A 25,951-nucleotide genomic window follows, 5' to 3' on the forward strand; every position below is an offset into this window, starting at 1 on the left:
TCAGAGCAGCACGCGACGCATGTCGGCCATCAGCTGCGCGAGGTAGGCGGTGAATCGCGCGGCCGAGGCGCCGTCGATCACGCGGTGGTCGTACGACAGCGACAGCGGCAGGATCATGCGCGGCTGGAAGGCGGCGCCGTCCCACACCGGGCGGATCGCCGACCTGGAGACGCCGAGGATCGCGACTTCGGGCGCATTGACGATCGGCGTGAAGCTCGTGCCGCCGATGCCGCCCAGCGAGCTGATCGAGAAGCAGCCACCGGACATGTCGGCAGGGCCGAGCTTGCCGTCACGCGCCTTCTTCGCCAGTTCGCTGGTTTCCTGCGCGAGCTCGACCACGCCCTTGCGGTCGACGTCGCGGATCACCGGAACGACGAGCCCGTTCGGCGTATCGGCGGCGAAGCCGATGTGGAAGTACTTCTTGAGCACGAGCTTCTCGCCCGTCTCGTCGAGCGAGGCATTGAAGTCCGGATACTTCTTGAGCGCCGAGACCACGGCCTTCATGAGGAAGGCGAGCATCGTCACCTTGACGCCGCTCTTCTCGTTCTCTTTGTTGAGCGCGACGCGCAGCGCCTCGAGGTCGGTGATGTCGGCATCGTCATGCTGCGTGACGTGCGGGATCATCGCCCAGTTGCGCGCGAGGTTCGCGCCGGACAGCTTCTTGATGCGGGAGAGTTCGCGCGTCTCGATTTCGCCGAACTTCGCGAAGTCGACCTTCGGCCACGGCAGCAGGTTGAGCCCGCCGCCCAGCGAGGGTGCGCCAGCCGACGCCGCCGGCGCTGCGGCACCCGACATCACCTGCTTCACGTGGCCCTGGACGTCCTCCTTCGTGATGCGACCGCCCTTGGCGCTGCCCTTGACGCGCGACAGGTCGACGCCGAGCTCGCGCGCGAACAGGCGCACCGCGGGGCTCGCGTACGGGACGCTGTCGGGCATCAGCTCGCCGGCGTCGAAGGTGACCGGCGGCGTGCGCGGCTCGACCGCGGGCATCGGCGCCGAGGCGACGGGCGGCGCAGCGGCATGCGTGGCGATCTCGCGCTGCGCGAGCTTGTCGGGCGTGCCCGAGGTCGCCACCGGCTCGACGCGGTCGGGCGTCTCGGACGGTCGGGGCTGCGCAGGCGAGGTCGCGACCTGCGCGGTGTCGGCGGCCGGGCGTGCACCGTCGCGCGAGGGCGCGCTCGGGGCGGCGGCATCGCCGGCCGGCTCGATCATCGCGACGAGGCTGCCTTCGGCCACCTTGTCGCCGACCTTGACGCTGATCTCGCGCACGGTACCGGCGAACGGCGCCGGCACTTCCATCGTCGCCTTGTCGGACTCGAGCGTGAGCAGGCCCTGGTCGGCGCTCACCGTGTCGCCCACCGCGACCAGCAGCTCGATGACGGGGACGCCGTCGTAGCCGCCGATGTCGGGAACGCGTGCTTCCTTCAGCTCAGCCATGCAGGGCTCCGCGGCGAATATCGCCAAACGTCCATTCTCGCCTCTGCGCGTGACGACGCCAACCGTGCGCCGGCGTCCGGCGCGCGGGCTAGCGAAGCGGTGGTTTCGCGGGCGTCAAGGCGGCCGTCCGCGGGGCAAGCGAGGTTCAGTACGCGGAGGGTAGGTTGAGCCTCGCCGATCGGTGGCACCGGTCGCTTCTGCAAACGATTACAAGGAGGCCACTCCATGAAACGTCATCTCACCCTTGCCCTTCTGGGCACTCTCGCCCTCGCTCCGTGCGCCTTCGCACAGGACGCGGGCTCCGCCAGCGGCAAGCGCATCGCCATCGTCGGCGGTGTCGCGCTGGATCACCCGACGGGCCATGCCGACGTCGCCGGCGCCCGCGCCGACCTCGACGGCGAGGCCACGGCCACGCTCGGCGCGAGCTGGTTCGTCAACGACAACATCGCGGTCGAAGCCTGGGGCGCCGACAAGACGGGCCATCGCGTCACCACCGCGGCCGGCAAGGTCGCCAGCGTGGATGCGCAGCCCTACGCGGTCAGCGGCCAGTACCACTTCGGCTCGCCCGACCGCACGGTCCGACCGTTCGTGGGCCTGGGCTACTACCAGATGAACTACGACAACGAGACGGCACAGGCGGGCGGCGCGCTCGCCGGCCAGCGGATCGGCGTGGAGACCACGAACGGCCCGATGGCGACCGTGGGCGCCGACCTCAACCTCGGCGAGCACTGGTTCGCACGCGGCGACCTGCGCTACCTGCACGGCAGTTCGGACGTTTCGCTCAACGGCGTGAAGGCCGGCGAGGTCAAGGCCAACCCGGTCGTGGTCGGCGTGGGCATCGGCACGCGCTGGTAACCACTCGAATGCGACACCCCGGACGGGCCCTGCGGGGCCCGTCCTTCGTTGCGGTGGGGATTCACGCGTCCTGCGGATCGCCGCCGCTAGCCTCGTGTCGTCGCTGGAGAACGCGCATGACCACCAAACTCGACGGGCCGCTGCGTCGCGAACTCGAGGTCGACGGGCAGGCCTACACGCTCACCGTCGATCCCGACGGCCTGCGACTGGTGCAGAAGGGACGACGAAAGGGCCTGGAGCTGCGCTGGACCGACATGCTGAGCGGCGATGCCGCGCTCGCGGCGGCGCTGCAGGGCAGCGTCGCGACCTTGGGGAAGTAGCCGATGCCCGAAGGTCCCTCGCTGGTGATCCTGCGCGAGCGCGCCGAGCCCCTGGTCGGGCTGAAGGTGCTCGAGACGACCGGCAACAGCAAGCAGGACCTCGCGCGCATCACCGGCTCCCGCCTGCGCAGGGTGCACACGTGGGGCAAGCACTTCCTGATGGATTTCGGCGACTTCGCCGTGCGCATCCACATGCTGATGTTCGGCAGCTACTGCATCGACGAGCGGAAGGAGGAGAAGGTCCCGCGGCTGTCGCTGCGGCTGACGCGCAAGCGCGAACTGAACTTCTATTCGTGTTCGGTGCGCTTCATCGAGGAGCCGCTCGACGAGGTCTACGACTGGTCGGCCGACGTGATGGCAGACGAATGGAGCCCGCGCAAGGCCCGCCGCAAGCTGACGGCGATGCCCGACACGATCGTCGCCGACGCCCTGCTGGAGCAGGACGTCTTCGCGGGTGTCGGCAACATCATCAAGAACGAGGTGTTGCACCGGGTGCGCGTGCATCCGCAGACGCGCGTCGGCGACCTGCCCTCGCGCAAGCTCGGCGAGATGATCCGCGAGGCGCGCGACTACAGCTTCGACTTCTACCGCTGGAAGCTCGAATACACGTTGCGCAAGCACTGGCAGGTGCATGCGAAGAAGACCTGCCCGCGCGACGGCGCGCCGCTCAGCTTCTGCCGGCACCTCGGCAAGAAGGAGCGGCGCGCGTTCTGGTGCGATACCTGCCAGCGCTTCTACGGTGAGGGCGGGCCGCCGCCGCTGCCGCCGCCCGACCCCACCAAGCGCCGGGGCTTCAGTCGCCGATGATGCGCAGGCCGAAGATCAGCGAGGCGAAGCTCACGCCGCGCACCTGACCGCTGACGTTGAGCCGCACGGTCGTGGGCTTCTTGAAGAACTCGTCGACCTGTGCGGACGTCAGCCCGAACGTGTCGGTGAGCGTGCGGCGGCTCAGGAAGCCGGCGATGCAGACGGCGGAGTCGCGCGACCGTTCGCTGATCGTGGTGCCCGGCGGCAGCGGCACCTGGAACATCTCGGATGACGACATGCTCGTCGTCAGGCGACCGCCGAAGGCCACGCCGGTGGTCGGATCGATCAACGCCGGGTCGGCCAGCACGGGGTTCTCGACGGTCAGCGTCGGCGTGTAGCGCAGCATCGAGACCGCGCTGGTCGTGCCCGGATTGCTGTAGGTGACGTTGATGAGCGGCGAGAACCAGTAGCAGAGCAGCGAATTGGTGGCCTTGCCCGGCAGGCTGATGCGGGCGGCGTCGGTGAAGGCGAAGCTCGTGGGGCCCGCGGGCGCGATGACCTGGCAGGGGTCGGTCGAAGCGGGATCGCAGCTCGAATCGAGCGTGATCGCCGCCTGCGTCACCCCGAGCCACTTGAGCGTGCGGCCGAACGAGTCCACGTCGCCGACGTCGGCGACCGCGACGGTCGCGCCCGCCATGCCCGGCGCGACGGCGGTCTTGGCCGCGCGCGACAGGCGCAGGGCCTGTCGGCTCGGCAGGAGGTCGAGGCCGCGGCGCTCGGCCTGCACGCTGCGGGACGGCGGCGCGGCGAACGTGGCCTGCGGCAGGACCGCGGCGGCCAGGACGGCGACGGACAGGATCTTCGTGATGCGGCTCATGGAATGCCTCCGTGCGGATGGGAGCCCGGAGGATGCGGCGCGCGGCGGGCCGCGCTGCTGCCGCTGGTCGGCTTTACGGCGTCGTAACGATCTCCGCGGACCGCACGCGCTCGCGGCGGAGCAGGTAGAGCCCGCTGCCGACGATGATCGCCGCGCCGAGCCAGGTGGTGCGGTCGGGCAGCACCCCCCAGACGACGCGATCGAGGACGACGCCCCAGACGAGCGCGGTGTATTCGAGCGGTGCGATCAGCGAGGCCTCGCCGAGGCGGAAGGCCTCGGTCACCGCGTACTGGCCGAGCGCGCCCGCGATGCCGACGCCGAGGATCAGCAGCCCGTCCCCGCCGTGCACGGGCTGCCAGTCGGGCGCGGCGAGCGCACCGGCCCCCAGCGCCATCGAGGCGAGCAGCCAGACCATCATCGCCTGCGTGCTGTCGGTGCGCGCCAGCACGCGCACGCTGATCGCGCCGATCGCATACATCCCCGCGGACAGCAGCACGGCGAGCGCGGCGAGGCTGACGAGGCCCTCGCCGGTGGGCCGCAGCAGCACGAGCGTGCCGAGCAGGCCCACGCCGATCGCGGCCCATCGCCGGGGGCCCACACGCTCGCCGAGCACCGGCACCGAGAGCGCGGTGACCAGCAGCGGCGCGACGAAGAAGATCGAATACGCGGTCGAGAGCGGGAGCGTTTTCAGCGCGTAGACGAAGGACGCCATCATCGTGACGCCGATGACCCCGCGCAGCAGGTGCAACGGCCAGCGCACGCGGAACAGGGGGCGCCAGCCGCCGCGCGCGAGCGCCCACGCGAGCACCAGGGGAAGCGATGCCGCGCCGCGCAGCGCGGCGACCTGGAACGTCGGATAGTGCGCGCTGAGCTGCTTGAGCCCGGCGTCCATCAACGAGAAACTCGCGACGGCGGCCAGCATCATCAGCACGGACCGTGCGGGGTGGGACGTCATCGGCGGCGACCTCGTGGGGCCGCCTAAGGTGCGATGTCAGCCCGTGCGGTGCAACCGCCCGAAGCGGCGGAGCCGCACGCGCAGCACCACCGCATGCGCGAGCGCGTAGCCGCCCAGCAGTCCGCCCAGCATCGGCAGCAAGCCGGTCGGGTCGCGTCCGGCGACCAGGTCGATCGCGCTGGCGATGGCACGGCCGAGGACGGCGAGCGCGACGAGCACCGCGAACAGGCGCCGGGGGCGTTGCAGGGTCCACGTCGAGCCCGCCTGCAGGTGCGCGCTGGTGGCCGAGCCGGTGCCGAGCACGATGCCGGCCGCCAGCCCGAAGCCGAGCGCGCCCATCGCCTCCGGATGGCGCCAGGCGACCACGCCGAGCGCGATCGCCAACCCGAGGCCGACCAGCACGGCCCGGAGCGTCAGCATCCAGCCGAACACGGGCTGCCACGCCGGCGCGCGGAACGGCCGGCGGACGAGGCCGACGAGCCCCAACACCGCGCCGAACGCGACGACGATGACGAGCAGCGCGAGCGGGAGGATCAGGGGCATGGCCGGAGCGTCGCGCCCCGGCCGTGCACGGTACGTCGGGAGGTCAGAAGCCCGCGGTCCAGCTCACGCCCGCACCCCAGTCGGGGCTGCCGTCGCTGAAGCCCTTGGTCGCGTAGACCTGGAGCTGGTTCTTCGTGCCGGTCGGCATCGTCACGAAACCGGTGAGCTCGCTGCGCGGATCGGTCGTGGTCGTCGCGGCTTCGCGCCAGTCGTAGACGACGCCGACGCTGGAGCCCGTGCCGAGCTTCCGGCTCACGCCGACGTTCGCATTGGCGACCGCGTCGACGTCGATGTAGTCGGAGCTGCCGAGCCAGGTGTAGCCGGCGCCGCCGAACAGCGTCGTGCCGCCGACGTCGCGATAGAGGTCGACGGCGACGCCGTAGTCGTTGGCGCCGGTGCCCAGGCCCTTGTCCTCGTCGGCGGTCGCCAGCTTCGCGTTCGCGGTCAGGTCGACGCCGAGGCCGCTCGTGGTGGGCAGCGAGTACGTCGCGGCCAGCCGCAGGTCGCCGAGCCCGCTCGCGCTGTCATTCGCCGGCGCCGTGGTGCCGGTGCCCGTACCCGCGCCCCCGCGGCCGCGCCCGACCGGATTGAGGTTGACGATCGAGCCCAGCCCCGGCACGACGTTCGCATCGCCCTCGACGCGCATCCACGGCAGGCTCGCCTTGAACGCCCAGTTGCCCGTCGTGTACTTGCCGCTCACCGGCACCTGCAGGATGCGGGTGGTGGTGTCGCTGCCGTACTTGCCGCTCGTGTAGTCGACGCCCACGCCGAGGCTGAAGCCGTCTTCGGCGTGTGCGGCACCGGCGGCCAGCAGGAGTGCGCAGGCCAGGAGGGTCTTGCTCATTCGGGATCCTCGAAACGGGAAAAAAAAGACCGGCGCCGATGACGCCGGTTGGGACGTGGAGACGGCGTCGCTCAGCCGCGGCCGCCGCGCTCGGGCTTGGTCGGACGCTCGGGGCGGGTCGGACGCTCGACCTGCTCCGGACGCACCGGGCGCTCGACCTTCTCCGGACGGCTCGGCGGCGTGACGGCCGCGACGCGGTCGGTCTTGGTCGAGGCGAGCGCCTTGCCGGTCACGGCCGGCTTGCCATGGTCCGTCGTGGTCTTCGCCGAGGCCGTGGTCGTGCCCTTGCCGGCCTTGGCGGCGGCGGTGGCCGTCGCGTTGCGGTTGGACGCGCTCATCAACGTGCCGAGGTTGAAGCCGAGCTTCTTGGCGATCGCGCCCCAGCCCATGCCGTCGGCCCGCATCGCGAGCACGCCGCCGGACGTCGCGGTCGTCGTGGTGCCGTCCGGGTTGGTGGTCGTGGCCGCAGTGCCCGACAGCGCGGACTGCAGCTCGGCGAATTTGCCGCCGTCGACCAGCGCCTGCGCGAGGGACAGGGTGATGTTCACTTCGCCCCAGCCCATCGGGCCGGCCGCGTTCGGCACCGTGCGATCGACCGTCGAGGTCTGCGTGGACGTCGTGCCGTCCGCATTGGTGACGGTGGTGGTGACGGTTTCGGTGACCGTGAAGTCGCCGCCGGTGCGGAGCTGGTTGACCAGGCGCGAGGCGGCGTCGGTCGACCCGGCGAGGTCGGCATAGCGCTCGACGAGGCGGCTCTTCGGCATCGTGGCCTGCTGGACGACGGTCGCATCGTCCTGGGCGAAGGCGGTGGCGGAGACGCCGGCACCGGCGGCGAGGACGAGCGCGCTGGCGAGCACGCGCGGCAGGAGATGGGGGAATCGGTTCATGGGCAGTCCTGGGTCGGCGGCCGGAGGGCGGCGTCCGCGGAGCCTAGCCGTCGCTTCTTGAACCGACTGACAACACGCGTCACAAATTGCCGTTTCTGGGCGCCCCTTACACTTCACGCCCCGCCCGCCCACGCCGGAGCCCGCATGCCCTCCTTCGACATCGTCTCGGAAGTCGACACCCACGAGCTGACCAATGCCATCGACCAGGCGAACCGCGAACTCTCCACGCGCTTCGACTTCAAGGGCCTGGAGGCCACGTTCGCGCTCGACGACGCCACGGTGAACCTGTCGGCGCCGAGCGACTTCCAGCTCAAGCAGATGAACGACATCCTGCGCGCGCGGCTGATCGCCCGGGGCATCGATGCGCGCTGCCTGGAGTTCAAGGAGGTGCTGACCAACCTCGCGGGCGCGCGCCAGGCGGTGCTCGTCAAGCAGGGCATCGAGCGCGACCTCGCGAAGAAGATCCAAGGTGCGATCAAGGACGCGAAGCTCAAGGTCGACAGCCAGATCAATGGCGACAAGCTGCGCGTGACCGGCAAGAAACGCGACGACCTGCAGGCGGCGATGCAGCTGCTGCGCGGGATGGAGTTCGAGCGTCCGCTGCAGTTCGACAACTTCCGCGACTGATGCAGGCGCCCGAGCCCGTCGAGATCGCCGCGACGCGACGCTGGCTCGAGCGCGCGGTGATCGGGCTCAACCTGTGCCCGTTCGCGAAGGCGGTGCACGTGAAGCGCCAGGTGCGCTTCGTGCTGAGCCCGGCGCGCGATACCGAGGCCTTGCGCGACGAACTCGAAGGCGAATTGCGCCGGCTGGCCGACACGCCGGCCGACGTGCTGGACACCACGCTGATCGTGCACCCGCACGTGCTGCGCGACTTCCTCGACTACAACGACTTCCTCGCATTGGCCGACCTCACCGTGCGCATGCTCGGGCTCGAAGGCGTGCTGCAGGTCGCGAGCTTCCACCCGGACTACGTCTTCGCCGGCGAGCCCGCGGACGATCCGTCGAACTGCACCAACCGCACGCCCTACCCGACCCTGCACCTGCTGCGCGAGTCGAGCATCGACCGCGCCGTGGCGGCGTATCCCGACCCGGACGCCATCGTCGAGCGCAACATCGCGACGATGCGGCGACTCGGCGCGGACGGCTTCCGCCGGCTCCTATCGGACGACTGATGTAAGTTTTTCTTGACATCCGAATCCGGGCCGGCGCAGACTCCGATGTAAGCTTTTTCATACACAGGAGGACGGGGATGAGCATGCCGATGTCGTGGAAGGAACGGAGCCAGTGGGTCGTGCTGGCGACGGTGTTGCTGGTCTATGGCCGCTATTTCGCCGACGTCCTGCCCGGGCACGGCGCGGACGTCGGCCCGGCCGACATCGCGCGCTTCATCACGGCCGTCGTTGCGCTGGTGATGCTTCAGGTGGCCGGCCACGTCGTGCTCGCGGTCCTCGGACGGCGCGCACTGGAGCGCGGCGTGCAGGCGGACGAACGCGACACGCTGATCGGCCTGCGCGCGGCGCGGATCGGCGGCCATGTCTTGGCGGTCGGCGTGTTCGCGGCGCTCGCGGTCGCGCTGCAGGTGCCCGGCAACTTCGCCTTCGTGCACGTGCTGTTCGGCGCGCTGGTGGTCTCGCACGTCGTCGAGGTCGCGACGCGGCTCGCGCTGTACCGGCGGGGCGGCTGACGTGGGCAAGTCGACGCGGCGGCTGACCAACCGGCTCAAGCAACTCCGGCAGGATGCCGGAATCACGCAGCAGGACCTCGCCGACGCCGCCGGCATCACCCGGCAGACGGTGATCGCCATCGAGGGCGAGAAGTACTCGCCCTCGCTCGAGGTGGCCTTCCTGATCGCCGAGGCCCTGGGCACCGGCATCGACGCGATCTTCCAGCTGCAGCGCCGCGCGGTCTGACTCAGCCCGCGAAGATCGCGTCCACGTCCGAGGGGTCCAGCATCCGCCACTGCCCGGTCGGCAGGTCGCCGAGCCCGAGCGCGCCGACGCGGCTGCGATGCAGCGCCTCGACGTGGTTGCCCACCGCCGCGAACATGCGGCGGACCTGGTGGTAGCGGCCTTCGGTGATCGTCAGCCGCGCATGGCGGGCGTCGATCACCTCGAGCGCCGCGGGGGCGAGCGGCGTGGTCTCGTTGTCGAGCATCAGCGTGCCGCTCGCGAACAGGGCCGCCTCGTCGCCGCGCAGGTCGCTCGCGAGCGTCGCCTCGTAGACCTTCGGCACGTGCTGTTTCGGCGAGATGATCCGGTGCAGCAGCGCGCCATCGTCGGTCATCAGCAGCAGGCCACTGGTGTCGCGGTCGAGCCGGCCCACCGTGGAGACGACCGGATCGCGAAGGCGGAACCGCGGCGGCAGGTAGTCGTACACGAGCCGGCCGGCGTCCTTCGTCGAGCACGTCGCGCCGAGCGGCTTGTGCAGCATGAGGATCAGGCCGGGCGCGGGATCCAGCGGTTCGCCGTCGATGCGCACGTCGCCGGCGTCGCGCACGTCGTCGGCATACAGCACGTCGCCGGCCGCGTCGGTGATGCGGCCTTCGCGGAACATGGCCTGCACCTGCCTGCGCGAGCCGTAGCCGAGGTTCGCGACCAGCCGCAGCAGCTTCATCGACGCGCCTCGTAGGCCTTGAAGCCGCGCCCGTCGGCCAGCTGGCGCACCTCGCGGAAGTGCGCGGCGAGCGTGGCCTCGTACGGCAGGTGGCGGTTGGCGACCATGAAGAAGCGGCCGCCGGGCACGAGCGCAGCGGAGGCGACTTCGATGAAGCGGCGTCCGAGGTCCGGGCGATCGACGCGGTCGCCGGCGTGGAACGGCGGATTGCTCACGATGGCGTCGAAGCGGCCGTCGATGCCCGCGGTGACGTCGGCCCAGTGCGTGCTGATCGCAACGTTCGGTGCGCGGCGCGCGAGGTTCGCGGCGAGCAGCGGCAGGGCGCTGCGCTGCGCCTCGTAGGCGTCGAGCGCGACGAGGCCCGGGTTGCGTGCGAGCAGTTCGATGGCGAGATAGCCCCAGCCGGCGCCGAGGTCGGCGGCGCGGCCGGCGAGGTCGGCCGGCAGGTGCGAGGCGAGCAGGGCCGACGCCGGGTCCACCCGGTCCCAGGCGAACAGGCCGGGGCGGCTCAGCAGCTCGCCGCCCTGAATCGTCCGCGGCGCATCGAGCGCGAGCCAGGCGTCGACGAGCGCGGTCGGCGTCGCGCCCGGCTGCGTCCAGACGACCCGGCATTTGTGCTTGCTGGCGACGCCGACCTCGCCTGCCAGCGCGGCCAGATCGTCCTGCATCGAGCGGGCGCCGGAAGTGTTGGCGGCGCAGGCGACGACGCGGCCGTCCGCACCGGCGAGCCGCACCGCGCGCGCCAGCATCGCCCGCGACTGCTCGCGCTGGCGCGGCGGCAGCACCAGCACGGTCGGGAACGTCGCCGGCGGGGCGATCTGCTCGGCGACGTCGACGCCGGCCCGCTCCAGGCCGATGGCGAGCGGGCGGTAGTCCTGCTCGCAGGCGAGGCCGGCGCCGGACCAGCGCTGGAGGGCCATCCCCGCCCGCGCGCCGAGGAAGGCGCCGCCCGTGGGGGGCGGCAGCGTGCCGTCGTCGAAGGGAAGGAACAGGGCGTCGAGGGCGGGATCGGCGTGCACGGGCGGGGGTCCGGGAGGGGCCGACAGTCTAGGCGCCGCGGCGTGTTGCCGCCTCGACAACGCCCGCTTCATCGCCATCGAACATGCCCGCGCCCACCCTCGGAACGACCCAACCCCGTGGAGGCGACATGGTCCGTGCACTTTTCGTAGGCGGCGTGGTCGACAACAGCGAGATGGACCTGGACGGCCCCCAGCCGCCCCGGCATTACCCCGAGAACACCGGCGGCGGCGCGCCCCGCTACAGCCTGCGGCAGGTGGGCGTGCGCGAGGGCGGCGACATCGCCTACGCCGTGTACGGCGCGCCCGACGTCGACGATGCCTTCGTCGAGCAGGTGGCGGACGAGCGCGACTACGCGCGGCGCTTCGACGCCCGGCCGCAGACCCTGCACTGAGCGGCGGTCACCGGGCGAGCAGCGGGTACGGATTCACGGGCGTCGACTTGGACCACTGCTTCTCCGGTCCGAGGTCGCCCACGCTGAAGTGCAGGTGCGGGCCCTCCGGGCTCGCATCGCCCGTGCTTCCGACGTAGCCGAGCAGCTGGCCCTGCTTGAGCACCTGGCCCTGCGCGAGTCCGGGCGCATAGCCCTGCAGGTGGGCGTAGTAGTAGACGCGGGTGCCGGTGGTGTCGAACTGGTAGACGGTGATCCCGCCGCGCACGCTGGTGAAGAGCTTGGCCACCGGCCCGTCCACCGCCGCCACGACGGGCGTGCCGGCCGGCGCCATGATGTCGATCGCCTCGTGCACCCGCCCCTCGCCGCGGCTCTGGGTATAGGTGTCGACGAGCTGCGCCGGGCGCACGCCGGCGACGGGAATCACGAGTCCACTGGCCGCGATCGTCGGCGGCGGCAACGCGGTGGGCACCGCCGCTGCGGGCGGTGTCGTGGCGGCGGACGTCACCGGCGCGGTGGGCGCTGCGACGGCCGGCGCGGCGGTCGAGGCCGCCGGCGCCGGCGTGGGCATCGCGGCCGCGGCAGGCGCCTGCGGGCACGGCGTCGCCGCGGGCCGTGCGTAGTACCAGGCGACGTTCGCGCCCAGCAGCGCACCGATCACGAATACGAGCAGGTATCGCAGCATGCCGGCATCTCCAGGTCCTGCCGCCGATGCTGCACAGCGGCCGTTGCGTCCGGCGTGAAGCGGCCGCGTTCACCGCGACTTGCCCGGCCGGGCGCGAGGATCGGCTCACCCGGAGGTCCCATGCGCATCGCTCCCCACGTCTACACCGACCGGAACGACATCGACCGCCTGCAGGCGATGCTGTTCGACCTGCCGAACGGCCAGGCCGTTCGGCTCACCCTGGACGACGGGCGCGTCTTCGAGGGGATCGTCTCGGGCCGACCGATGACCATGCAGTTCTTCGACGCGGACGGTCGCGAGGGCACCAACGGCACGGTGCGCATCGAGCAGCCCGCGCTGGACGCGCCGATGCAGGCGGGCTGGGTCGACCTGTTCCTCAGCCAGATCGCCGACGTCCGCCACCTCGACCGCCACGAGCTGTCCCCGCGCCCCATGCCGGGTGCGTCCGACACGGTGCATTCGCCGCCCCCGGCCTGAGCCGCGGCACGCGGCACGCGGCTTGATCTTGGCCGCCGGTCGCCCCACCCTTTTCCGCAGGGGACCGGCGGAGGCACGGCATCGCAATGAAACTCCCGTCGCAGCCGCGATCGGTGCGGGCCCGCGCGCGGGCGGTCGGCACACGCCTTCGATGAGCACCGCACCCGCCGACCTGCGTGACGCGCGCCTCGTCGACCTCCTGCGCGACACGTTCGACGCGGCGCCGTTCGGTCTCGGCTGCGTCGATGTGTCCGGCTGCTGGCTGCACGCCAACCCGGCGCTTCGCGCGTTGCTCGGCGGCGACGGGCTGCCGACGCTGCGGGACGTCGCCGGCGCGGCGCAGACCGATGCGATCGACGAACTGCTCGCCGGCGGTCGCCCGCGACTGCACCTCGAGCCCGGGCACGGCCCCGGGCAGCCGGTGCTCGACCTGCTGCCGCTGCGCGACGGCCACGGCCGCGCGACCGCCTTCATCGTGCACGGCGAGGACCACGCGCCGTACGCCCGTGCCGTCGCCGAGCGCGACGCCTTCTTCGCGCTCACGCCCGACCTGCTCGCCTTCGTCGATGCCCGCGACCGGCTGGTCGAGGTCAACCCGGCCTGGCAGGCGACGCTCGGCTATCCGCAACGCGAACTGGTCGGCCACCGCCTCGCCGGCTTCGTCCACCAGGACGATCGCGAGCGCGCGCTGGCCGTGCTCGCCGACGTGCGCGCCGGCCAGGTCGATGCGACCTTCCGCTGCCGGCTGCGCTCGCGCTACGGCGGCTATCGCTGGATCGAATGGCAGGTGCGCGAGTTCGACGTGGCGCGCCTGTACTGCACCGCCCGCGACGTCACCGACCAGGTGCGCGCGCGTGATGCGCTGCTGCGCCATCGCGACGAGCTGGAGCGCCGCATCACGCAACGCACGCACGAGCTCGACCGCGCGCTCGCACGCCTGCAGCTGCATGCCGACAACTCGCCGCTCGCCACCATCGAATGGGACCGCGACCTGCGCATCCAGCACTGGTCGCAGCGCGCGCGCGAGATGCTGGGCTGGCGCGAGGACGAGGTGCTCGGCCGCGGCCCTGGCGAGTGGCCCTTCCTCGACCACGAGGCGTGCGCGTCGGTGGACGCCGCGATCGCCCGGCTGCGCGACCACGAGCTCACGCGCCACGTGCACCCGGTGCGCATGCGCACGCGCGACGGCCGCCTGCTCGCCTGCGAATGGTTCGACTCCGCGCTGTTCGACGGCGCGGGCCAGCTCGCGTCCATCCTGTCGCTGGTGCAGGACGTCACCGAACGCGAGGCCGCGGCCTCGGCGCTCGTCGACAGCGAGGAGCGGTTCCGCCTCGCCTTCGAGCAGACCGCGGTCGGCATGGCGCACGTCGACCTCGACGGCCGCTGGCTGCGCATCAACCGGCGCCTCGCGGAGTTGCTCGGCCGCGACCTCGACGCGCTCGCGGGCCGCACCGTGCTCGACCTCGTGCATCCCGACGACCGCGCACCGGACGCCTCCGGCCTCGCGCGGCTGCTCGCGGGCGACTGCGAGACGCTCGACCTCGAGGCACGCCTGTTGCGCGCGGACGGCGTGCCCTTCTGGTCGCGGCAGACCGTTTCGGTGCGGCACGACGCGAGCGGCGCGCCGGTGCATTTCATCCTCGTGGTCGAGGACATCGACGCGCGCAAGGCCGCCGAGGCCGCGCTGCAGCGCGCGCACGAGGAGCTGGAAGCGAAGGTCGCCTCGCGCACCCTGGAGCTGCAGCGGCTGATGACGGCGCTGGAGAACCAAGCGCGCCAGGATGCGCTGACCGGCCTGCCAAACCGCCGCGGCCTGATGGAGCGCCTGCCCCGCGCGATCGACCGCAGCACGCGGCAGAACGGCGCGATCGTGGTGATGTTCCTCGACCTCGACCGCTTCAAGCAGGTCAACGACGCGCACGGGCACGACGCGGGCGACGCACTGCTGCGCGAATGCGCGGCGCGGCTGGTCGGCGCGGTGCGGCGCACCGACATCGTCGCGCGCCTGGGCGGCGACGAATTCGTCGTGGTGCTCGAGAACGTGCGCGATGCCGAGACCCATGCACGGCGGGTCGCGGAGAAGATCCGGCTCGCGCTCGGCGCGCCGGTCGACCTGGGCACGGCGACGGCCAGCGTGTCGGCGAGCATCGGCGTGGTCGTGCATCCGCCCGGCGTCGCCTCGGCCGAGGCGCTGATCACGCAGGCCGACCGCCGCATGTACGTGGCGAAGCACGCGGGCGGCGACGCCGTGCGGCTCGACGGCCCGCCCGGGCGCGACGCCCGTCACACCTGACGCATCGCACGGCGGTCGTGGGGGAAACCCCTGCTACGCCCGCGACGTCCCGCCCGTTAACCTGCCCTCCGCCTTCCCGGGGACCGCCATGGTCGCTGCCGCGCTGCCCGCCAACGAACTGTCCCGCCAGGCCCTGCTCGAGGCCCTCGGGATCCTCGACACGCCGCCCGAGGACGACTACGACGACATCGTGCGCATCGCGGCGACCGTCTGCCGCGCGCCGACGGCGACGATCTCGCTGGTCGACGCCGACCGGCAGTGGTTCAAGGCCCGCGTGGGCCTCGACGTCGAGCAGACGTCGCGCGAGATCTCGTTCTGCGCGCACGCGATCCTCGACCCGCGCGACCCGCTGATCGTCGAGGACGCCGCCGCCGATCCGCGCTTCTCCGGCAATCCGCTGGTCACCGAGAACGGCTTCCGCTTCTACGCCGGCGCGCCGATCGAGGCCGACGGCATGCCGGTGGGCACGGTGTGCGTGCTCGACCGCGAGCCGCGATCGCTCACCCAGCCGCAGGTCGAGACGCTGCAGGCGCTGGCGCGGCAGGTCGCCCGGATGATCGAGCTGCGCCGCGCCAGCCGGCTGCTGCAGCTGCACCTGCGCGAGCGCGACTGGTTCACCGGACAGCTCGCCCGCCACGACGAGCTGTTGCGCCTGCACGCGCCCGACGCGGCGCCGCTCGGCCTCATCGACCCGCTCACCTGCCTGCCCGGGCCCTCGGCCTTCGCGGCGCTCGTCGATGCGGAAATCGCGGCCGCGGGCGCCACCGGCGACCTGCAGATCGCGCGGATCGAGATCGACGAAATGGCGATGCTGGAGGAAGTCCACGGGCTCGCAGGCGTCGAGGAGAACCTGCAGGCGCTGGCCGCGACACTGCGCCAGGGCACGGTCGCCGAAGGCCGGCTCGCGCGGATCGGGCGTGGGTTCGCGCTGCTGATGCCGATGCCGCCGTCGCGCGCGCTGGCGCAGTGCGTGCGCCTGTCGGAGCTGGCGGGCAACCCCGCGTCGGGCGTGCCGGTGACCCTCAGCATCGGGCTGGCGACGGTCGAGCGCGGCAGCTCGGGGCATACGGCCCTGGATGCGGCGGGTCGGGCGCTCGCCGCGGCGCGGGCCGTGGGCGGCGCGCGGATCGAGGTGCGCTGAGGCGCCAAAAGAAAAGCCCGGCCGAAGCCGGGCTTTTGCAACGTGCGACCGGAAGGTCGTCCGCGGATTACTCCGGCTGGACGGCTTCGGCCTGCAGGCCCTTCTGGCCCTGCGTCACGGTGAAGGAGACCTTCTGGCCTTCCTTCAGGCTCTTGAAGCCCTGGGTCTGGATCGCGCGGAAATGGACGAACACGTCTTCGCCATTCTCACGGCTGATAAAGCCAAAACCCTTGGCGTCGTTGAACCACTTCACGGTGCCGACTTCACGGGACATTGTGTAACTCCTGGAACATATTGATGGTGCCGCACGAGGCGGCGATGGCGCTGTTCACAAGGAGTGATCTAGCAACGATGGAGCGGATCAGCGATCTACAGCATCGGGTCACAGGTCACGGTGACCCCCGGAGCAGCTCAGCTACCGTAGAGGGTGTCTCCCCCAATTGCAACGTCCGCCCGTCGCTTCTTCAGCGGGCCGGAGGTTCCAGCGCCGCCGGAACCGGGTCCGCGGCCCCCGCTTCGAGGTCGGCGAGCAGCCACTGCTCGGCCTCGTCGACACGCCGGAAGACCCGTCCCACCAGCCCTGCGCGCTGGGCGCGGAGCTCGGCGCTGACCAGCAGGGCGGCGTCCTCGGTCGCGTCCACGAAGGCGACGCGGATGTCGTGGAACCCCATGCCGAGCAGTGCCCCGACCACCTGCTCCATGTCCATCGGCGCGGCGTTGCCCGCAAGGGCCTCGACCACCAGCAGGCGCCGTTCGCCGCGCGCGCGGCAGGCGGCCTCGATCTCGGTCCAGTAGGCCATCGAGACCTCGAGGGTGTCCTCGGGCCCCTCGACACGGGCGAACAGGTAGTGCTCGCGCGGCTCGAGCTGCAGGCGGTAGGACGGAGCGCTCATCCGCCGAGGCTATCGGTCCGATCCCCGAGACGGCGCGGGCAATTGGTCATGGTGGGCGATAATGCCGGTCCGTTCCGCCCGACCGATCCGCCATGACCGACACCCTGCCCGACCGCCTCGCCACCGATCCGCGGAGCCCCTTCCACGACGCCGCCCTGCTCGAGCGCGGCATCGGCATCCGCTTCAACGGCCGCGACCGGCAGGACGTCGAGGAGTACTGCGTGAGCGAGGGCTGGATCCGCGTTGCCGCGGGCCGCGCGCGCGATCGTCGCGGGCAGCCGATGACGCTCAAGCTGCAGGGCACCGTCGAGCCGTACCTGCAGGTCGCCGACGCCGGCTGACGCGTCAGCCCGGCGGGCCGGGTTCCGCCGGTGGCCCGAGGCGCTCGCGCAGGGCGCGCAGTTCCGCCAGCACCTGCGCGAGGTCGGCCTCGCCGCCGTCGCGACCGATGTCGCGGCCGACGAAGAAGCTCGCCAGCACCGCCGTGACGTAGCCGAACACGGCGAACGAATACAGCGCGAGCAGGATGCACAGCACGCGGCCCGCGCCCGTCTCCGGCCAGTACGCCGAGCCCATCGTCGTCATGATCATCGCGGTCCACCACAGCGCGTCGGCGAAGTCGCGGAAGCCCGCGTGGCCGCCGTCGTTCTCGAAGGCGTACATGCCCGCGGCGCCCGCGAACGTCACCAGCAGGGTCAGCGCGCTCACGTAGCCGGCGCCGCGCCGCCCGATGCTCTTGCCCAGCGCGCCCATGCCGCGGTTGAGCGAACTCACGATGCGCACCATGCGCGTGCCGCGGATGACGCCCGCCGCGCGCGCGAGGCGCAGCACGCGGAAGACGCGCAGCAGGCGCAACGCGGGCGCCGCCAGCGCGAGCGCCTTCAGCCAGTTGCGCCGCAGGTAGGCGCCCTTGGCCGGCGCGAGCACCAGGCCCAACGCGAACTCGAGCAGGAACAGGCCCCAGATCGCCCAGTTCACCGCGCCGAGCCACGGCAGCGGATCGGCCACCGTCTCCACCACGAACAGCGCAAGCCAGACGAACGCCAGCACGATCATCGGCAGCTCGAGGCGGTCGTGCAGCCGCCGCAGACGTCGAAGGCGTCGAAGCCCGGACGGCGCGACGCTCACGGGGCGGACCGCGTTGGCGGCGCCTCGGCCGGTACGCGCGGGGCGGGCGACCACGGCCAGCGGCCTTCCAGTTCGACCTCGAGCGACAGGCTCAGGAATGTGCGGATGAGCACGATGCCGCCGAGCACCACGAGCCCGTTGATCGTCGGCTCCACCGCGACCGTGCGGATGATGTCGCCGGCGACCATGAACTCGAGGCCCAGCAGGATGCCGCGGCCTACGTCCTGGCGCAGGCGCCGGTAGCCCGTCTCGTCCGGCCGGCCCGGGCGCAGGCTCGGCGGCGCCCGCTCGTGGCGTCGCGTAACGAAGCTCCACAGCGCCCAGGCGAGGCCGGCCACGATGACCAGCGTGCCGGCGGCGTCGACGGTGAGGCTGACCCATTCGGCGGCCTGCTTGAACGTGCTGGCGTCCATCGGCGTTCCTCGGGAGACCCGCCGAGTCTCCGCCACCGGGCGGCGACGGAATGTCGAGACTGCGGCGCACCGCACGGAGCACGCCGTTCACCCCGCGCGTCGCGTGCCGATACCGCGGGTAGTCCCCTCGCGCGCCCTGCATGACCCAGCTCACCGAAGACCAGGCCCGCGACTACATGCACAAGCTCCTGGCCGCGATGGCGAAAGCCGGCGGCTCCGACCTGTTCATCGCGCACGACTTCCCGCCGAGCATGAAGTCCAACGGACAGATGGCGCCGCTGAGCCCGCAGAAGCTCACCGGCGCGATCACCGCGAAGCTCGCCGACGCGCTGATGAACGACAAGCAGCGCGCGGAGTTCGCCGAGCAGCTCGAGTGCAACTTCGCGATCGCCCTGCCCGGGGTGTCGCGCTTCCGCGTCAACGTCTTCGTGCAGCAGGGCCACGTCGGCATGGTGCTGCGCACGATCGCGGCGGAGATCCCGAACTTCGAGAAGCTGCGACTGCCCGAGGTGCTCAAGGACCTCGTGATGCAGAAGCGCGGCCTGATCCTCGTGGTCGGCGGCACGGGCTCGGGCAAGTCGACCTCGCTCGCCGCCATGCTCGACCACCGCAACCGCACGAGCGCGGGCCACATCATCACGGTCGAGGACCCGGTGGAATACGCGCATACCTCGCAGAAGTCGCTGATCACGCACCGCGAGGTGGGCGTCGATACGCATTCCTGGCACCACGCGCTGAAGAACACGTTGCGCCAGGCGCCGGACGTGATCCTGATCGGCGAGATCCGCGATGCCGAGACGATGGAGCACGCGATCGCGTTCTCCGAAACCGGCCACCTCTGCCTGTCGACGCTGCACGCCAACAGCGCGTCGCAGACGATCGAGCGGATCATCAACTTCTTCCCGGAGGAGCGGCGCACGCAGCTGCTGATGGACCTGTCGGCCAACCTGCGCGCGATCGTCTCGCAGCGACTCGTGCGCACGGAGGACGGCAAGGGCCGAGCCGCGGCGATCGAGATCCTGATCAACACGCCGACGATCGCCGAGAAGATCTTCAAGGGCGAGTTCAACGAGCTCAAGGGCATCATGAACAAGTCGCGCGAACTCGGCATGCGCACGTTCGACTGGGCGCTGTTCGAGCTCTACAACGACGGCGTGATCGGCTACGACGAGGCGATCCGCAATGCCGATTCGGCCAACGAGCTGCGCCTGAACATCAAGCTCAAGAGCACGCGCGGCGAGCCCACCGCCGCGGCCGGGCTGTCGCTCTCGCTGGATGCCGCGCCGACCGCCGAGGAAGCCGAGGCGATCCGCAAGGAGGAGCTGCGCAAGCAGCAGGAGAAGCGCGACCAGCTGGAACTCGCACGCCTGCAGAGCGAGAAGCAGGCCGTGCGTCCACCCGGCTGATGCCACCGCGTCGATAATGGCGCCCCGACCCGCGGGCCCGCCCATGCACGTCGCCTCGCTCCACCTGCATCCGCTCAAGTCCTGCGCGCAGCTCGACGTCGATGCGCTCGACATCGCCGCCCGCGGTCCGGAAGGCGATCGGCGCTGGCTCGCGGTGGACGACGACGGGCGCTTCATCACCGCCCGCGAGCGCGCCGAAATGGTGGGCATCCGTGCGGTTCCCGCCGACGACGGGCTGTGGCTCGATGCCACCGGCATGCCGCCGCTGCACGTGCCGGCGCCCGGCCCCGGCGCGCGGCGTCGCGCGGTGACCATCTGGCGCGACGCCGTCGATGCGCGCGATGCAGGCGACGCGGCGGCCGACTGGCTCACGGGCTACCTGGGCATCCCCGCGCGGCTCGTGCACATGGATGCCGAGGCGCATCGGGCGGTCGATCCGCTGTTCGGTCGCGGGGGCGACGAGGTGAGCTTCGCCGATGCGTATCCACTGCTCGTGATCTCGCAGGCCGCGCTCGACGGCCTGAACGCGCGGCTCGCGTCGCCCGTGCCGATGGTGCGCTTCCGCCCCAACCTCGTCGTCGCCGGCGCCGCGCCGCATGCGGAAGACCACTGGCGCCGCGTGCGCATCGGCCCGGTCGAGTTCGAGGCGGTGAAGCCCTGCGCGCGGTGCGTCTTCACCACGATCGACCCGGCGACGATGACGCGGGATCGGGACGGCGAGCCCTTGCGCACGCTGACGCGCTACCGGCGTGCGCCACCCGGCGCGCCCGTCACCGGCGTCGTGTTCGGCATGAACCTGATCCCGCGCGGCACCGGCACCGTGCGGCGCGGCGATGCGATCGTCGTGCTGGACTGATCAGTCCGCCCGCCGCGCCTTCGGGTCGATCGGATACACCGCGGTGACCGGACAGCCTTCGCGGGTGACGAGGCTGCGCTCGCTGATCGGGCGATAGATGTCGCCCTCGTAGCCGCCGAGCGCCACTTCGCTGCGGATCAGCGCGCGGTCGCCCGGATAGCCGCACACCGTGCTCTGACCGACGCCGGATTGCAGGACGAGATGCGCGCTGGAGGCGAGCGTCTGGCAGGAGCCGCCCAGTTCGAGCCGGTAGAAGCGGTTGCCGCCCGAATGCACGCGGCCGACCTCGACGATGATGCCGTCGCCGTCCTCGTGCCAGCCGCGCAGGTGCTGCGTGTCGACGCAGTAGGCGGGCGAGCCGGTGAAGCCGCGCCGCCGCGTGCCGACGACCTCGATGCGGTCGAGCTCGCGCGTCGCCTTCGGCCGCGCCATCGCGAGCGCCGCGAAGCCGCGCGGATCGATCGCACGCGCCTGCGCCACGCGGCAGATGCGCTCGCCCACCTGCACCGCCTCCACGCCCGGCCGACCGCAGATCCAGCCGCCCGGGCTCACCAGCCGCGCGGGCGCATCGTCCACCGCGGCGCAGCGCGAGGCGAGGTCGATGCGGAAGCGCGATTCGTCGCGGAGCCGCACGCCGAGCGTGTAGTCGTCCGCCTGCACCACCTCGGCGACTTCGCGCGCATCGAAGCAACCGGGCCCGGGCGCGGGCTCGCGGGCCGGTGCGGTCGCGAGGGCGGCGGCGAGGAGCGGGAGCGCGAGGAGCATCGTCGGCGTCGGTCGGGGCGTGCGGCGATGCTAGCGCAGCTTCCGCAGCGGTCGCGCCCTACACTGCGCGCCTGCGACGGGGGTTCGATGAAGACCAGCGGCATTTCCTTCCACCATCCTTGGGCCTTCTGGCTCGGCAGCCTGCTGATCACCGCCGGCGTGTTCGCGCACCTGCCGATGTTCATGATGGGGCGGCACACCCACTGGCAGATGGTGGGCATGCCGATGACGACCGACATGGTGCTCGGGATGCTCGCGATCCCGGTCGGGCTGGCCTTCGCCTGCTACGGCCTGATGCCGCGCCTCGCCCGCATGCGCGCGGCGCGTGCGGCGGCGGGCGCACCGCTGCGCTTCCATGTCGCCGACGGCGTGCCGCTCAACATCGAGCATTGGAAGCTCGTCGGCGTGCTGGTGGTGACCCTCGCGATCGACGTGATGAAGCCCGCCACGCTCGGCTTCGTGGTGCCCGGCATGAGCGCCGAGTACGACATCGCGAAGCCGACGGCGAGCCTGCTCGCACTGTGCGCGCTGACGGGCACGACCGTGGGCTCGGTGGTCTGGGGACGCATCGCGGACGTTTCGGGGCGTCGCGCCGCGATCCTGTTGTCGGCGCTGATGTTCATCGGCACCGCGATCTGCGGCGCCATGCCGTCGTTCGGCTGGAACCTCGCGATGTGCTTCCTGATGGGCGCCTCGGCCGGCGGGCTGCTGCCGATCACCTTCACGCTGATGGCCGAAACGATCCCGGCCGCGCACCGGGGCTGGCTGCTCGTCGCGCTCGGCGGCGTCGGCACCTCGGCGGGCTACCTGCTCGCGGCCGGCGCAGCGGCGACGCTCGAGCCGATGTTCAGCTGGCGCGTGCTGTGGCTGCTCGGGCTGCCCACCGGCGCGATCATCATCTTCCTCAACCGCTTCATCCCCGAATCGCCGCGCTTCCTGTCGAGCGCCGGGCTCGAACACGTCGCACGCGCGGTGCTCGCGCGCTTCTCGGGCGGGCGCAGCGACGCGGTCGAGCCGGACGACGCCTCGCATCCCGGTCCGCCCGTCATCGACGAACAGCATGCGGCCGGCGGCCTGATGACGTTGCTGCGCGGGCGCCAGGCGCGCATCAGCGCCGGACTGGTCGTCTGCGGGATCGCATGGGGGTTGGTGAACTTCGGCGTGCTGCTGTGGCTGCCGGTGAACCTCACGGCGCTGGGCGTCGATCCCAAGGCGACGAGCGCGCTGCTGGCGAAGTCGGCGGTGTACGCACTGCCGGGCATCGCCGCCGTCGTCTGGCTCTACCACCGCTGGAGCAGCTACCGCGCGCTCGTGCTGTTCATCGGCCTCACCGTGCTGTCGCTGCTGGCGCTCGCCGCGATGGACCTGGTGCAGGTGCGCGCGCAGGCCGCGGTGGTGGCCGGCGTGGTGGCGCTGCTGGTGAGCGTGAGCGGCGTGATCGCGATGCTCATTCCCTACGCGGCCGAGATCTACCCCGTGCACCTTCGCGGCACCGGCTCGGGCGTGGTGGCCGCGAGTTCGAAGCTCGGCGGCATCCTCGGCGCGGGACTGGGCGTCTTCGGCTTCTTCGGGCAGTTCGCGCTGTCGGCCGTGCTGATCGCCATCCCGATGGCCGCATCGATGCTGATGATCCTGCGCCACGGCGTGGAGACGCGCGGCGCGCGGCTCGAGGCGATCCAGGCCGCCTTCGATCGCTGATCAGGGCAGCAGCACGACCTTGCCCGTGTGCTGGCCGGATTCGAGCCAGGCGTGCGCCTGCGCGGCGTCGGCGAGCGGGAAGGTGCGGTCGACCACCGCGCGCACGCGGCCCTGCGCGATCCACGGCCACACGACGCGTTCGACCTCGGCCGCGAGCCGCGCCTTCTCGTCGGCGTCGCGCGGGCGCAGCGTCGAGCCCGTGAGCACCGCGCGCTTGCGCATCAGCGCCCACACCGGCACCTCGAGCATGTCGCCGCCCTGCGCGGCGATGTAGACGATCCGGCCGCCCGTGTTGAGCGCTTCGAGCGTCTTCGCGAAGTACGGCGCACCCACCATGTCGAGCGCGACGTCGACACCGCCGTGCGCGTTCGCGACGACGCCGAAGTCGTCGACGGTCGTGTCGACCGCGGCGTCCGCCCCGAGCGCCAGCGCCGCCCGCGCCTTTTCGGCACTGCGCGCCGTGGCGATCACGCGTGCGCCGTGGGCCTTCGCCATCTGGATCGCCATCACGCCGATGCCCGACGTCGCACCGTGCACCAGCAGCGTCTCGCCGGGCTTCAGGCCGCCATGCTCGAAGACGTTCGCGTAGACGGTGAACACCGTCTCGGGCAGTGCGGCCGCATGCGCCGCGTCGAGCCCGGCCGGCACCGGCAGCGCGTGGCGCGCATCCACCACCGCATAGCCGGCATAGCCACCGCCGCCGAGCAGCGCGCAGACCACGTCGCCCTCGCGCCAGCGGCCGACGCCGCGTACCACCTCGCCCGCGACCTCGAGGCCGAGCGTCGCCGGTGCGCCCGGGGGCGCCGGATAGCGGCCCTCGCGCTGCAGCAGGTCCGGCCGATTCACGCCCGCGGCGATCACGCGCAGCAGGAGCTGGTCCGGACCGGGTTCCGGCCGATCGGCAACGATCGGATGCAATGCGGTCGCCGGGCCGGCGCCGTCGCGCACGGCGATCGCGGGCATGGTCGCAGGCAGGTTCATCGCGGACTCCCTCAAAGGATGCGCAGCGTAGCCGCCGCGCCGCATCGGCGGTGTCGCGGCTCAGGCTTCGACGCTGGCGCTCGGCTGCGCGATCCCGGGCGCCCACAGCGTCGCGCGCCCTTTCCCGCCGCGCTTGGAGGCGTACATCGCCTGGTCGGCCCGCGCGAGCAGCGTCGCCGCATCGAGGCCGTCGCGCGGCCGGTACAGCGAGACGCCGACGCTCGACGACAGGTGACGCGGCTGGTCGCCGACCACGTACGGCGCATGGGCCACGCGCAGCAGCTTGGCGGCGACCACGGCGGCGTTCGATTCGGGCTCGGCGAAGGCTTCGGCGACGACGACGAACTCGTCGCCGGCCAGCCGCGCGACCATGTCGACGGCGCGCACGGTGTCGCGGATGCGGCAGGCGAACTCGCGCAGCACCTCGTCGCCCGCCTCGTGGCCGAACTGGTCGTTGACCTGCTTGAAGCCGTCGAGATCGATGAAGTACACGCCGAGCGCCTTCCCCGAGCGGTCGGCGCGCTGCAGCGCCCGCGGCAGCGATTCGAGCAGCAGCCGGCGATTGGGCAGGCCGGTCAGCGAATCATGCAGCGCCTGCAGCGCGAGTGAGACCTCGAGCTGCTTGCGCTCGCTGATGTCGCGCAGGAAGGCGTCGAAGTAGCGGCGGTCGCCGCGCCAGCGCGAACGCATCGACATCTCGGCCGGGATCTCGACGCCGTCGCGCGTGCGGGTGGCGATCTCCACACGCCGGCCGATCCACTGCGTCTGCCCGCTGGTGACGAAGTCGCGCAGGTCCGCGTCGAACGCCGCGCGGCGTTCGTCGGGCAGGAGCAATTCGGAGAAGCGGCGGCCGTAGGCCTGGCTGCGCGACCAGCCGAAGATCGTGCGCGCGGCACGGTTCCATTCGACGACGCGACCGTCCTCGTCGAGCATGATGAAGGCGTCGTTCGCCTGTTCGAGGATCGCGCGATGGTTCGCCACGCTCTCGGCGAGCTCCGCCGTGCGCTCCTCGACGCGCGCTTCGAGTTCCCCGTTGACGCGCTCGAGGTCCGCGTTGGCCCCGGCGAGCGCCTGCTCGCGCTCGGCGAGCGCGTCGAGCATGCCGTTGAACGAATCAACGAGGCGGCCGACCTCGTGCACGCGGCTCGGCGGCGCGCGCATGTCGCGCCGGCCTTCGCGCACCGCATCGGCGACTTCGAGCAACCGGTAAAGGCGTCGCGTGAGCACGTGCGCGAGCGCCGCGGCGAGCACCAGCCCGAGCGCGATCGCGCCGGCGGCGAACAGCAGGCCGTCGCGCAGGCTCGCGCGGAGGGCACGTTCGATCCCCTGCACGTCTGGAGTCACGCGCAGTGCGCCCAGGTCGCGCGCGCCGGTCCGCAACGGGATGACGAGCTCCCCACCGACGGCGCCGCGTCGCCACACGGAACGGTCGTCGGCGCCGAGCAGCTCCACGCCCGCGATGTCGGCGTCGTCGAGCAGCAGCGACGCGGCGCGGATGGCCGCATCGCGGTCGCCCACCGCCAGCAGTGGCGCGATGCGCTCGGCCGCGCGTCCGGCCACGTGCGCGGCATGGGCGGTGTTGGCCTCGCGCAGCGTCGCGTGCTGGCGCGCGACGGCATGCGCGACGAAGGCCGCCATCAGCACCGCCTGCAGCAGCGCGACCCCCAGGGCGAGCTGGCGTCGCAGCGTCGCGGACCCGCGCGCGCCCCCGCTCATGCAGGCACGC

At 71.8% G+C, this 25,951-nt stretch carries 30 protein-coding genes and 1 pseudogene; 15 read left to right on the plus strand and 16 right to left on the minus strand.

The features are described from left to right. Nucleotides 1–1,437, minus strand: a complete 1,437-nt coding sequence (locus ACY35P_RS00110; RefSeq protein WP_462113779.1) for a dihydrolipoyllysine-residue acetyltransferase — start codon at nt 1,435–1,437, stop codon at nt 1–3. A 225-nt stretch (nt 1,438–1,662) separates the two neighbouring features. On the opposite strand from ACY35P_RS00110, the gene ACY35P_RS00115 reads away from it, so the two are divergent. The 3 genes from ACY35P_RS00115 (at nt 1,663) to ACY35P_RS00125 (ending at nt 3,419) form a co-directional block, all read left to right on the plus strand. Next, the gene (locus tag ACY35P_RS00115) at nt 1,663–2,292 is read left to right on the plus strand and encodes an OmpW/AlkL family protein (RefSeq protein ID WP_462113780.1); all 630 of its coding nucleotides are present in this window, start codon (nt 1,663–1,665) and stop codon (nt 2,290–2,292) included. A 116-nt stretch (nt 2,293–2,408) separates the two neighbouring features. Next, nucleotides 2,409–2,612 (plus strand): hypothetical protein, encoded by a 204-nt coding sequence (locus ACY35P_RS00120; RefSeq protein WP_462113781.1) that lies wholly within the window; start codon nt 2,409–2,411, stop codon nt 2,610–2,612. A 3-nt stretch (nt 2,613–2,615) separates the two neighbouring features. Continuing rightward, nucleotides 2,616–3,419, plus strand: coding sequence for a DNA-formamidopyrimidine glycosylase family protein (locus tag ACY35P_RS00125; protein ID WP_462113782.1), 804 nt, complete (start codon nt 2,616–2,618; stop codon nt 3,417–3,419). Here ACY35P_RS00125 and ACY35P_RS00130 read toward each other — a convergent pair. From ACY35P_RS00130 to ACY35P_RS00150, 5 genes are all read right to left on the minus strand, one after another. Beyond that, entirely contained in the window at nt 3,406–4,236 is an 831-nt protein-coding gene (locus ACY35P_RS00130) for a hypothetical protein (RefSeq protein ID WP_462113783.1), read from the minus strand. The two genes, ACY35P_RS00125 and ACY35P_RS00130, sit on opposite strands and share 14 nt — an antisense overlap. Nucleotides 4,237–4,309: 73 nt before the next feature. Beyond that, nucleotides 4,310–5,191, minus strand: coding sequence for a DMT family transporter (locus tag ACY35P_RS00135; protein WP_462113784.1), 882 nt, complete (start codon nt 5,189–5,191; stop codon nt 4,310–4,312). A 36-nt stretch (nt 5,192–5,227) separates the two neighbouring features. Continuing rightward, nucleotides 5,228–5,734: a hypothetical protein gene (locus ACY35P_RS00140; RefSeq protein WP_462113785.1), complete on the minus strand. Its 507-nt coding sequence runs from the start codon at nt 5,732–5,734 to the stop codon at nt 5,228–5,230. Between the two features lie 43 nt (nt 5,735–5,777). Continuing rightward, a complete protein-coding gene (locus tag ACY35P_RS00145) occupies nt 5,778–6,578 on the minus strand; it encodes a transporter (protein WP_462113786.1) in 801 nt (266 codons plus the stop codon). 71 nt (nt 6,579–6,649) lie between these two features. Then, entirely contained in the window at nt 6,650–7,465 is an 816-nt protein-coding gene (locus ACY35P_RS00150) for a hypothetical protein (RefSeq protein ID WP_462113787.1), read from the minus strand. Between the two features lie 144 nt (nt 7,466–7,609). On the opposite strand from ACY35P_RS00150, the gene ACY35P_RS00155 reads away from it, so the two are divergent. The 4 genes from ACY35P_RS00155 to ACY35P_RS00170 all read left to right on the plus strand — a co-directional run bounded on the left by ACY35P_RS00155 (nt 7,610) and on the right by ACY35P_RS00170 (nt 9,378). Further along, complete coding sequence (locus tag ACY35P_RS00155; RefSeq protein WP_462113788.1) at nt 7,610–8,092, plus strand: YajQ family cyclic di-GMP-binding protein; 483 nt, start codon at nt 7,610–7,612, stop codon at nt 8,090–8,092. Further along, nucleotides 8,092–8,640 (plus strand): DUF1415 domain-containing protein, encoded by a 549-nt coding sequence (locus tag ACY35P_RS00160; protein ID WP_462113789.1) that lies wholly within the window; start codon nt 8,092–8,094, stop codon nt 8,638–8,640. Before ACY35P_RS00155 ends, ACY35P_RS00160 begins: the two co-directional genes overlap by 1 nt. A 77-nt stretch (nt 8,641–8,717) precedes the next feature. Beyond that, entirely contained in the window at nt 8,718–9,152 is a 435-nt protein-coding gene (locus ACY35P_RS00165; protein WP_462113790.1) for a hypothetical protein, read from the plus strand. A 1-nt stretch (nt 9,153) separates the two neighbouring features. After that, nucleotides 9,154–9,378: a helix-turn-helix transcriptional regulator gene (locus ACY35P_RS00170; protein ID WP_462113791.1), complete on the plus strand. Its 225-nt coding sequence runs from the start codon at nt 9,154–9,156 to the stop codon at nt 9,376–9,378. A gap of 1 nt (nt 9,379) precedes the next feature. Here ACY35P_RS00170 and ACY35P_RS00175 read toward each other — a convergent pair whose 3' ends face one another. Together ACY35P_RS00175 and ACY35P_RS00180 are read right to left on the minus strand one after the other, a co-directional pair. Further along, a complete protein-coding gene (locus ACY35P_RS00175; protein ID WP_462113792.1) occupies nt 9,380–10,081 on the minus strand; it encodes a pseudouridine synthase in 702 nt (233 codons plus the stop codon). Then, a complete protein-coding gene (locus ACY35P_RS00180; protein ID WP_462113793.1) occupies nt 10,078–11,100 on the minus strand; it encodes a class I SAM-dependent methyltransferase in 1,023 nt (340 codons plus the stop codon). The genes ACY35P_RS00175 and ACY35P_RS00180 overlap by 4 nt, the downstream gene beginning before the upstream one ends. 128 nt (nt 11,101–11,228) lie before the next feature. Between ACY35P_RS00180 and ACY35P_RS00185 the strand changes: the two genes are divergently transcribed. Beyond that, nucleotides 11,229–11,492: a hypothetical protein gene (locus ACY35P_RS00185; RefSeq protein WP_462113794.1), complete on the plus strand. Its 264-nt coding sequence runs from the start codon at nt 11,229–11,231 to the stop codon at nt 11,490–11,492. A gap of 7 nt (nt 11,493–11,499) precedes the next feature. On the opposite strand, the gene ACY35P_RS00190 is transcribed toward ACY35P_RS00185, so the two are convergent. Then, the gene (locus ACY35P_RS00190) at nt 11,500–12,171 is read right to left on the minus strand and encodes a M23 family metallopeptidase (protein ID WP_462114010.1); all 672 of its coding nucleotides are present in this window, start codon (nt 12,169–12,171) and stop codon (nt 11,500–11,502) included. A gap of 123 nt (nt 12,172–12,294) precedes the next feature. On the opposite strand from ACY35P_RS00190, the gene ACY35P_RS00195 reads away from it, so the two are divergent. The 3 genes from ACY35P_RS00195 to ACY35P_RS00205 all read left to right on the plus strand — a co-directional run bounded on the left by ACY35P_RS00195 (nt 12,295) and on the right by ACY35P_RS00205 (nt 16,085). Continuing rightward, the gene (locus ACY35P_RS00195) at nt 12,295–12,651 is read left to right on the plus strand and encodes a DUF3247 family protein (RefSeq protein WP_462113795.1); all 357 of its coding nucleotides are present in this window, start codon (nt 12,295–12,297) and stop codon (nt 12,649–12,651) included. A 151-nt stretch (nt 12,652–12,802) separates the two neighbouring features. Next, nucleotides 12,803–14,944 (plus strand): PAS domain S-box protein, encoded by a 2,142-nt coding sequence (locus ACY35P_RS00200; protein WP_462113796.1) that lies wholly within the window; start codon nt 12,803–12,805, stop codon nt 14,942–14,944. Between the two features lie 88 nt (nt 14,945–15,032). Then, nucleotides 15,033–16,085, plus strand: a complete 1,053-nt coding sequence (locus tag ACY35P_RS00205) for a GAF domain-containing protein (RefSeq protein WP_462113797.1) — start codon at nt 15,033–15,035, stop codon at nt 16,083–16,085. 67 nt (nt 16,086–16,152) lie between these two features. Here ACY35P_RS00205 and ACY35P_RS00210 read toward each other — a convergent pair whose 3' ends face one another. Together ACY35P_RS00210 and ACY35P_RS00215 are read right to left on the minus strand one after the other, a co-directional pair. Continuing rightward, entirely contained in the window at nt 16,153–16,359 is a 207-nt protein-coding gene (locus ACY35P_RS00210; protein WP_027083876.1) for a cold-shock protein, read from the minus strand. Nucleotides 16,360–16,549: 190 nt separating this feature from the next. Beyond that, nucleotides 16,550–16,978: a hypothetical protein gene (locus ACY35P_RS00215; protein WP_462113798.1), complete on the minus strand. Its 429-nt coding sequence runs from the start codon at nt 16,976–16,978 to the stop codon at nt 16,550–16,552. Nucleotides 16,979–17,070: 92 nt separating this feature from the next. Between ACY35P_RS00215 and ACY35P_RS00220 the strand changes: the two genes are divergently transcribed. Then, nucleotides 17,071–17,319 carry a DUF3297 family protein gene (locus tag ACY35P_RS00220; RefSeq protein WP_462113799.1) on the plus strand — a complete coding sequence of 83 codons (249 nt, stop codon included), beginning with the start codon at nt 17,071–17,073 and terminating at the stop codon, nt 17,317–17,319. A 4-nt stretch (nt 17,320–17,323) separates the two neighbouring features. Here the strand turns inward: ACY35P_RS00220 and ACY35P_RS00225 are convergent, their stop codons facing one another. Both ACY35P_RS00225 and ACY35P_RS00230 read right to left on the minus strand, forming a co-directional pair. After that, nucleotides 17,324–18,106 carry a potassium channel family protein gene (locus tag ACY35P_RS00225; protein ID WP_462113800.1) on the minus strand — a complete coding sequence of 261 codons (783 nt, stop codon included), beginning with the start codon at nt 18,104–18,106 and terminating at the stop codon, nt 17,324–17,326. Then, on the minus strand, nt 18,103–18,519 hold the full coding sequence (locus ACY35P_RS00230; RefSeq protein WP_462113801.1) for a DUF1622 domain-containing protein: 417 nt from the start codon (nt 18,517–18,519) through the stop codon (nt 18,103–18,105). The genes ACY35P_RS00225 and ACY35P_RS00230 overlap by 4 nt, the downstream gene beginning before the upstream one ends. Nucleotides 18,520–18,659: 140 nt before the next feature. Between ACY35P_RS00230 and ACY35P_RS00235 the strand changes: the two are divergent. Further along, a pseudogene (locus ACY35P_RS00235) lies at nt 18,660–19,781 on the plus strand (PilT/PilU family type 4a pilus ATPase); the annotation flags it as partial. Nucleotides 19,782–19,968: 187 nt separating this feature from the next. Continuing rightward, nucleotides 19,969–20,781 carry an MOSC domain-containing protein gene (locus tag ACY35P_RS00240; RefSeq protein ID WP_462113802.1) on the plus strand — a complete coding sequence of 271 codons (813 nt, stop codon included), beginning with the start codon at nt 19,969–19,971 and terminating at the stop codon, nt 20,779–20,781. Here ACY35P_RS00240 and ACY35P_RS00245 read toward each other — a convergent pair whose 3' ends face one another. Further along, a complete protein-coding gene (locus ACY35P_RS00245) occupies nt 20,782–21,546 on the minus strand; it encodes a DUF6491 family protein (RefSeq protein ID WP_462113803.1) in 765 nt (254 codons plus the stop codon). It lies immediately after the preceding gene. A gap of 87 nt (nt 21,547–21,633) precedes the next feature. Here ACY35P_RS00245 and ACY35P_RS00250 point away from each other — a divergent pair, with 87 nt between their 5' ends. Next, entirely contained in the window at nt 21,634–23,244 is a 1,611-nt protein-coding gene (locus tag ACY35P_RS00250; RefSeq protein ID WP_462113804.1) for an MFS transporter, read from the plus strand. Here the strand turns inward: ACY35P_RS00250 and ACY35P_RS00255 are convergent, their stop codons facing one another. Both ACY35P_RS00255 and ACY35P_RS00260 read right to left on the minus strand, forming a co-directional pair. Continuing rightward, nucleotides 23,245–24,225 carry an NAD(P)H-quinone oxidoreductase gene (locus ACY35P_RS00255; protein WP_462113805.1) on the minus strand — a complete coding sequence of 327 codons (981 nt, stop codon included), beginning with the start codon at nt 24,223–24,225 and terminating at the stop codon, nt 23,245–23,247. Nucleotides 24,226–24,285: 60 nt separating this feature from the next. Next, nucleotides 24,286–25,941: a diguanylate cyclase domain-containing protein gene (locus ACY35P_RS00260; RefSeq protein WP_462113806.1), complete on the minus strand. Its 1,656-nt coding sequence runs from the start codon at nt 25,939–25,941 to the stop codon at nt 24,286–24,288. Between the last annotated feature and the right edge of the window lie 10 nt (nt 25,942–25,951).

The organism is Lysobacter xanthus (genome assembly GCF_047159895.1).

Coding starts and splice junctions, on each gene's coding strand:
- ACY35P_RS00110 (WP_462113779.1), bottom strand. CDS start 1,437: ATGGCTGAGCTGAAGGAAGCACGCGTTCCCGACATCGGCGGCTACGAC.
- ACY35P_RS00115 (WP_462113780.1), top strand. CDS start 1,663: ATGAAACGTCATCTCACCCTTGCCCTTCTGGGCACTCTCGCCCTCGCT.
- ACY35P_RS00120 (WP_462113781.1), top strand. CDS start 2,409: ATGACCACCAAACTCGACGGGCCGCTGCGTCGCGAACTCGAGGTCGAC.
- ACY35P_RS00125 (WP_462113782.1), top strand. CDS start 2,616: ATGCCCGAAGGTCCCTCGCTGGTGATCCTGCGCGAGCGCGCCGAGCCC.
- ACY35P_RS00130 (WP_462113783.1), bottom strand. CDS start 4,236: ATGAGCCGCATCACGAAGATCCTGTCCGTCGCCGTCCTGGCCGCCGCG.
- ACY35P_RS00135 (WP_462113784.1), bottom strand. CDS start 5,191: ATGACGTCCCACCCCGCACGGTCCGTGCTGATGATGCTGGCCGCCGTC.
- ACY35P_RS00140 (WP_462113785.1), bottom strand. CDS start 5,734: ATGCCCCTGATCCTCCCGCTCGCGCTGCTCGTCATCGTCGTCGCGTTC.
- ACY35P_RS00145 (WP_462113786.1), bottom strand. CDS start 6,578: ATGAGCAAGACCCTCCTGGCCTGCGCACTCCTGCTGGCCGCCGGTGCC.
- ACY35P_RS00150 (WP_462113787.1), bottom strand. CDS start 7,465: ATGAACCGATTCCCCCATCTCCTGCCGCGCGTGCTCGCCAGCGCGCTC.
- ACY35P_RS00155 (WP_462113788.1), top strand. CDS start 7,610: ATGCCCTCCTTCGACATCGTCTCGGAAGTCGACACCCACGAGCTGACC.
- ACY35P_RS00160 (WP_462113789.1), top strand. CDS start 8,092: ATGCAGGCGCCCGAGCCCGTCGAGATCGCCGCGACGCGACGCTGGCTC.
- ACY35P_RS00165 (WP_462113790.1), top strand. CDS start 8,718: ATGAGCATGCCGATGTCGTGGAAGGAACGGAGCCAGTGGGTCGTGCTG.
- ACY35P_RS00175 (WP_462113792.1), bottom strand. CDS start 10,081: ATGAAGCTGCTGCGGCTGGTCGCGAACCTCGGCTACGGCTCGCGCAGG.
- ACY35P_RS00185 (WP_462113794.1), top strand. CDS start 11,229: ATGGTCCGTGCACTTTTCGTAGGCGGCGTGGTCGACAACAGCGAGATG.
- ACY35P_RS00195 (WP_462113795.1), top strand. CDS start 12,295: ATGCGCATCGCTCCCCACGTCTACACCGACCGGAACGACATCGACCGC.
- ACY35P_RS00200 (WP_462113796.1), top strand. CDS start 12,803: ATGAGCACCGCACCCGCCGACCTGCGTGACGCGCGCCTCGTCGACCTC.
- ACY35P_RS00205 (WP_462113797.1), top strand. CDS start 15,033: ATGGTCGCTGCCGCGCTGCCCGCCAACGAACTGTCCCGCCAGGCCCTG.
- ACY35P_RS00210 (WP_027083876.1), bottom strand. CDS start 16,359: ATGTCCCGTGAAGTCGGCACCGTGAAGTGGTTCAACGACGCCAAGGGT.
- ACY35P_RS00215 (WP_462113798.1), bottom strand. CDS start 16,978: ATGAGCGCTCCGTCCTACCGCCTGCAGCTCGAGCCGCGCGAGCACTAC.
- ACY35P_RS00220 (WP_462113799.1), top strand. CDS start 17,071: ATGACCGACACCCTGCCCGACCGCCTCGCCACCGATCCGCGGAGCCCC.
- ACY35P_RS00230 (WP_462113801.1), bottom strand. CDS start 18,519: ATGGACGCCAGCACGTTCAAGCAGGCCGCCGAATGGGTCAGCCTCACC.
- ACY35P_RS00240 (WP_462113802.1), top strand. CDS start 19,969: ATGCACGTCGCCTCGCTCCACCTGCATCCGCTCAAGTCCTGCGCGCAG.
- ACY35P_RS00245 (WP_462113803.1), bottom strand. CDS start 21,546: ATGCTCCTCGCGCTCCCGCTCCTCGCCGCCGCCCTCGCGACCGCACCG.
- ACY35P_RS00250 (WP_462113804.1), top strand. CDS start 21,634: ATGAAGACCAGCGGCATTTCCTTCCACCATCCTTGGGCCTTCTGGCTC.
- ACY35P_RS00255 (WP_462113805.1), bottom strand. CDS start 24,225: ATGAACCTGCCTGCGACCATGCCCGCGATCGCCGTGCGCGACGGCGCC.
- ACY35P_RS00260 (WP_462113806.1), bottom strand. CDS start 25,941: ATGAGCGGGGGCGCGCGCGGGTCCGCGACGCTGCGACGCCAGCTCGCC.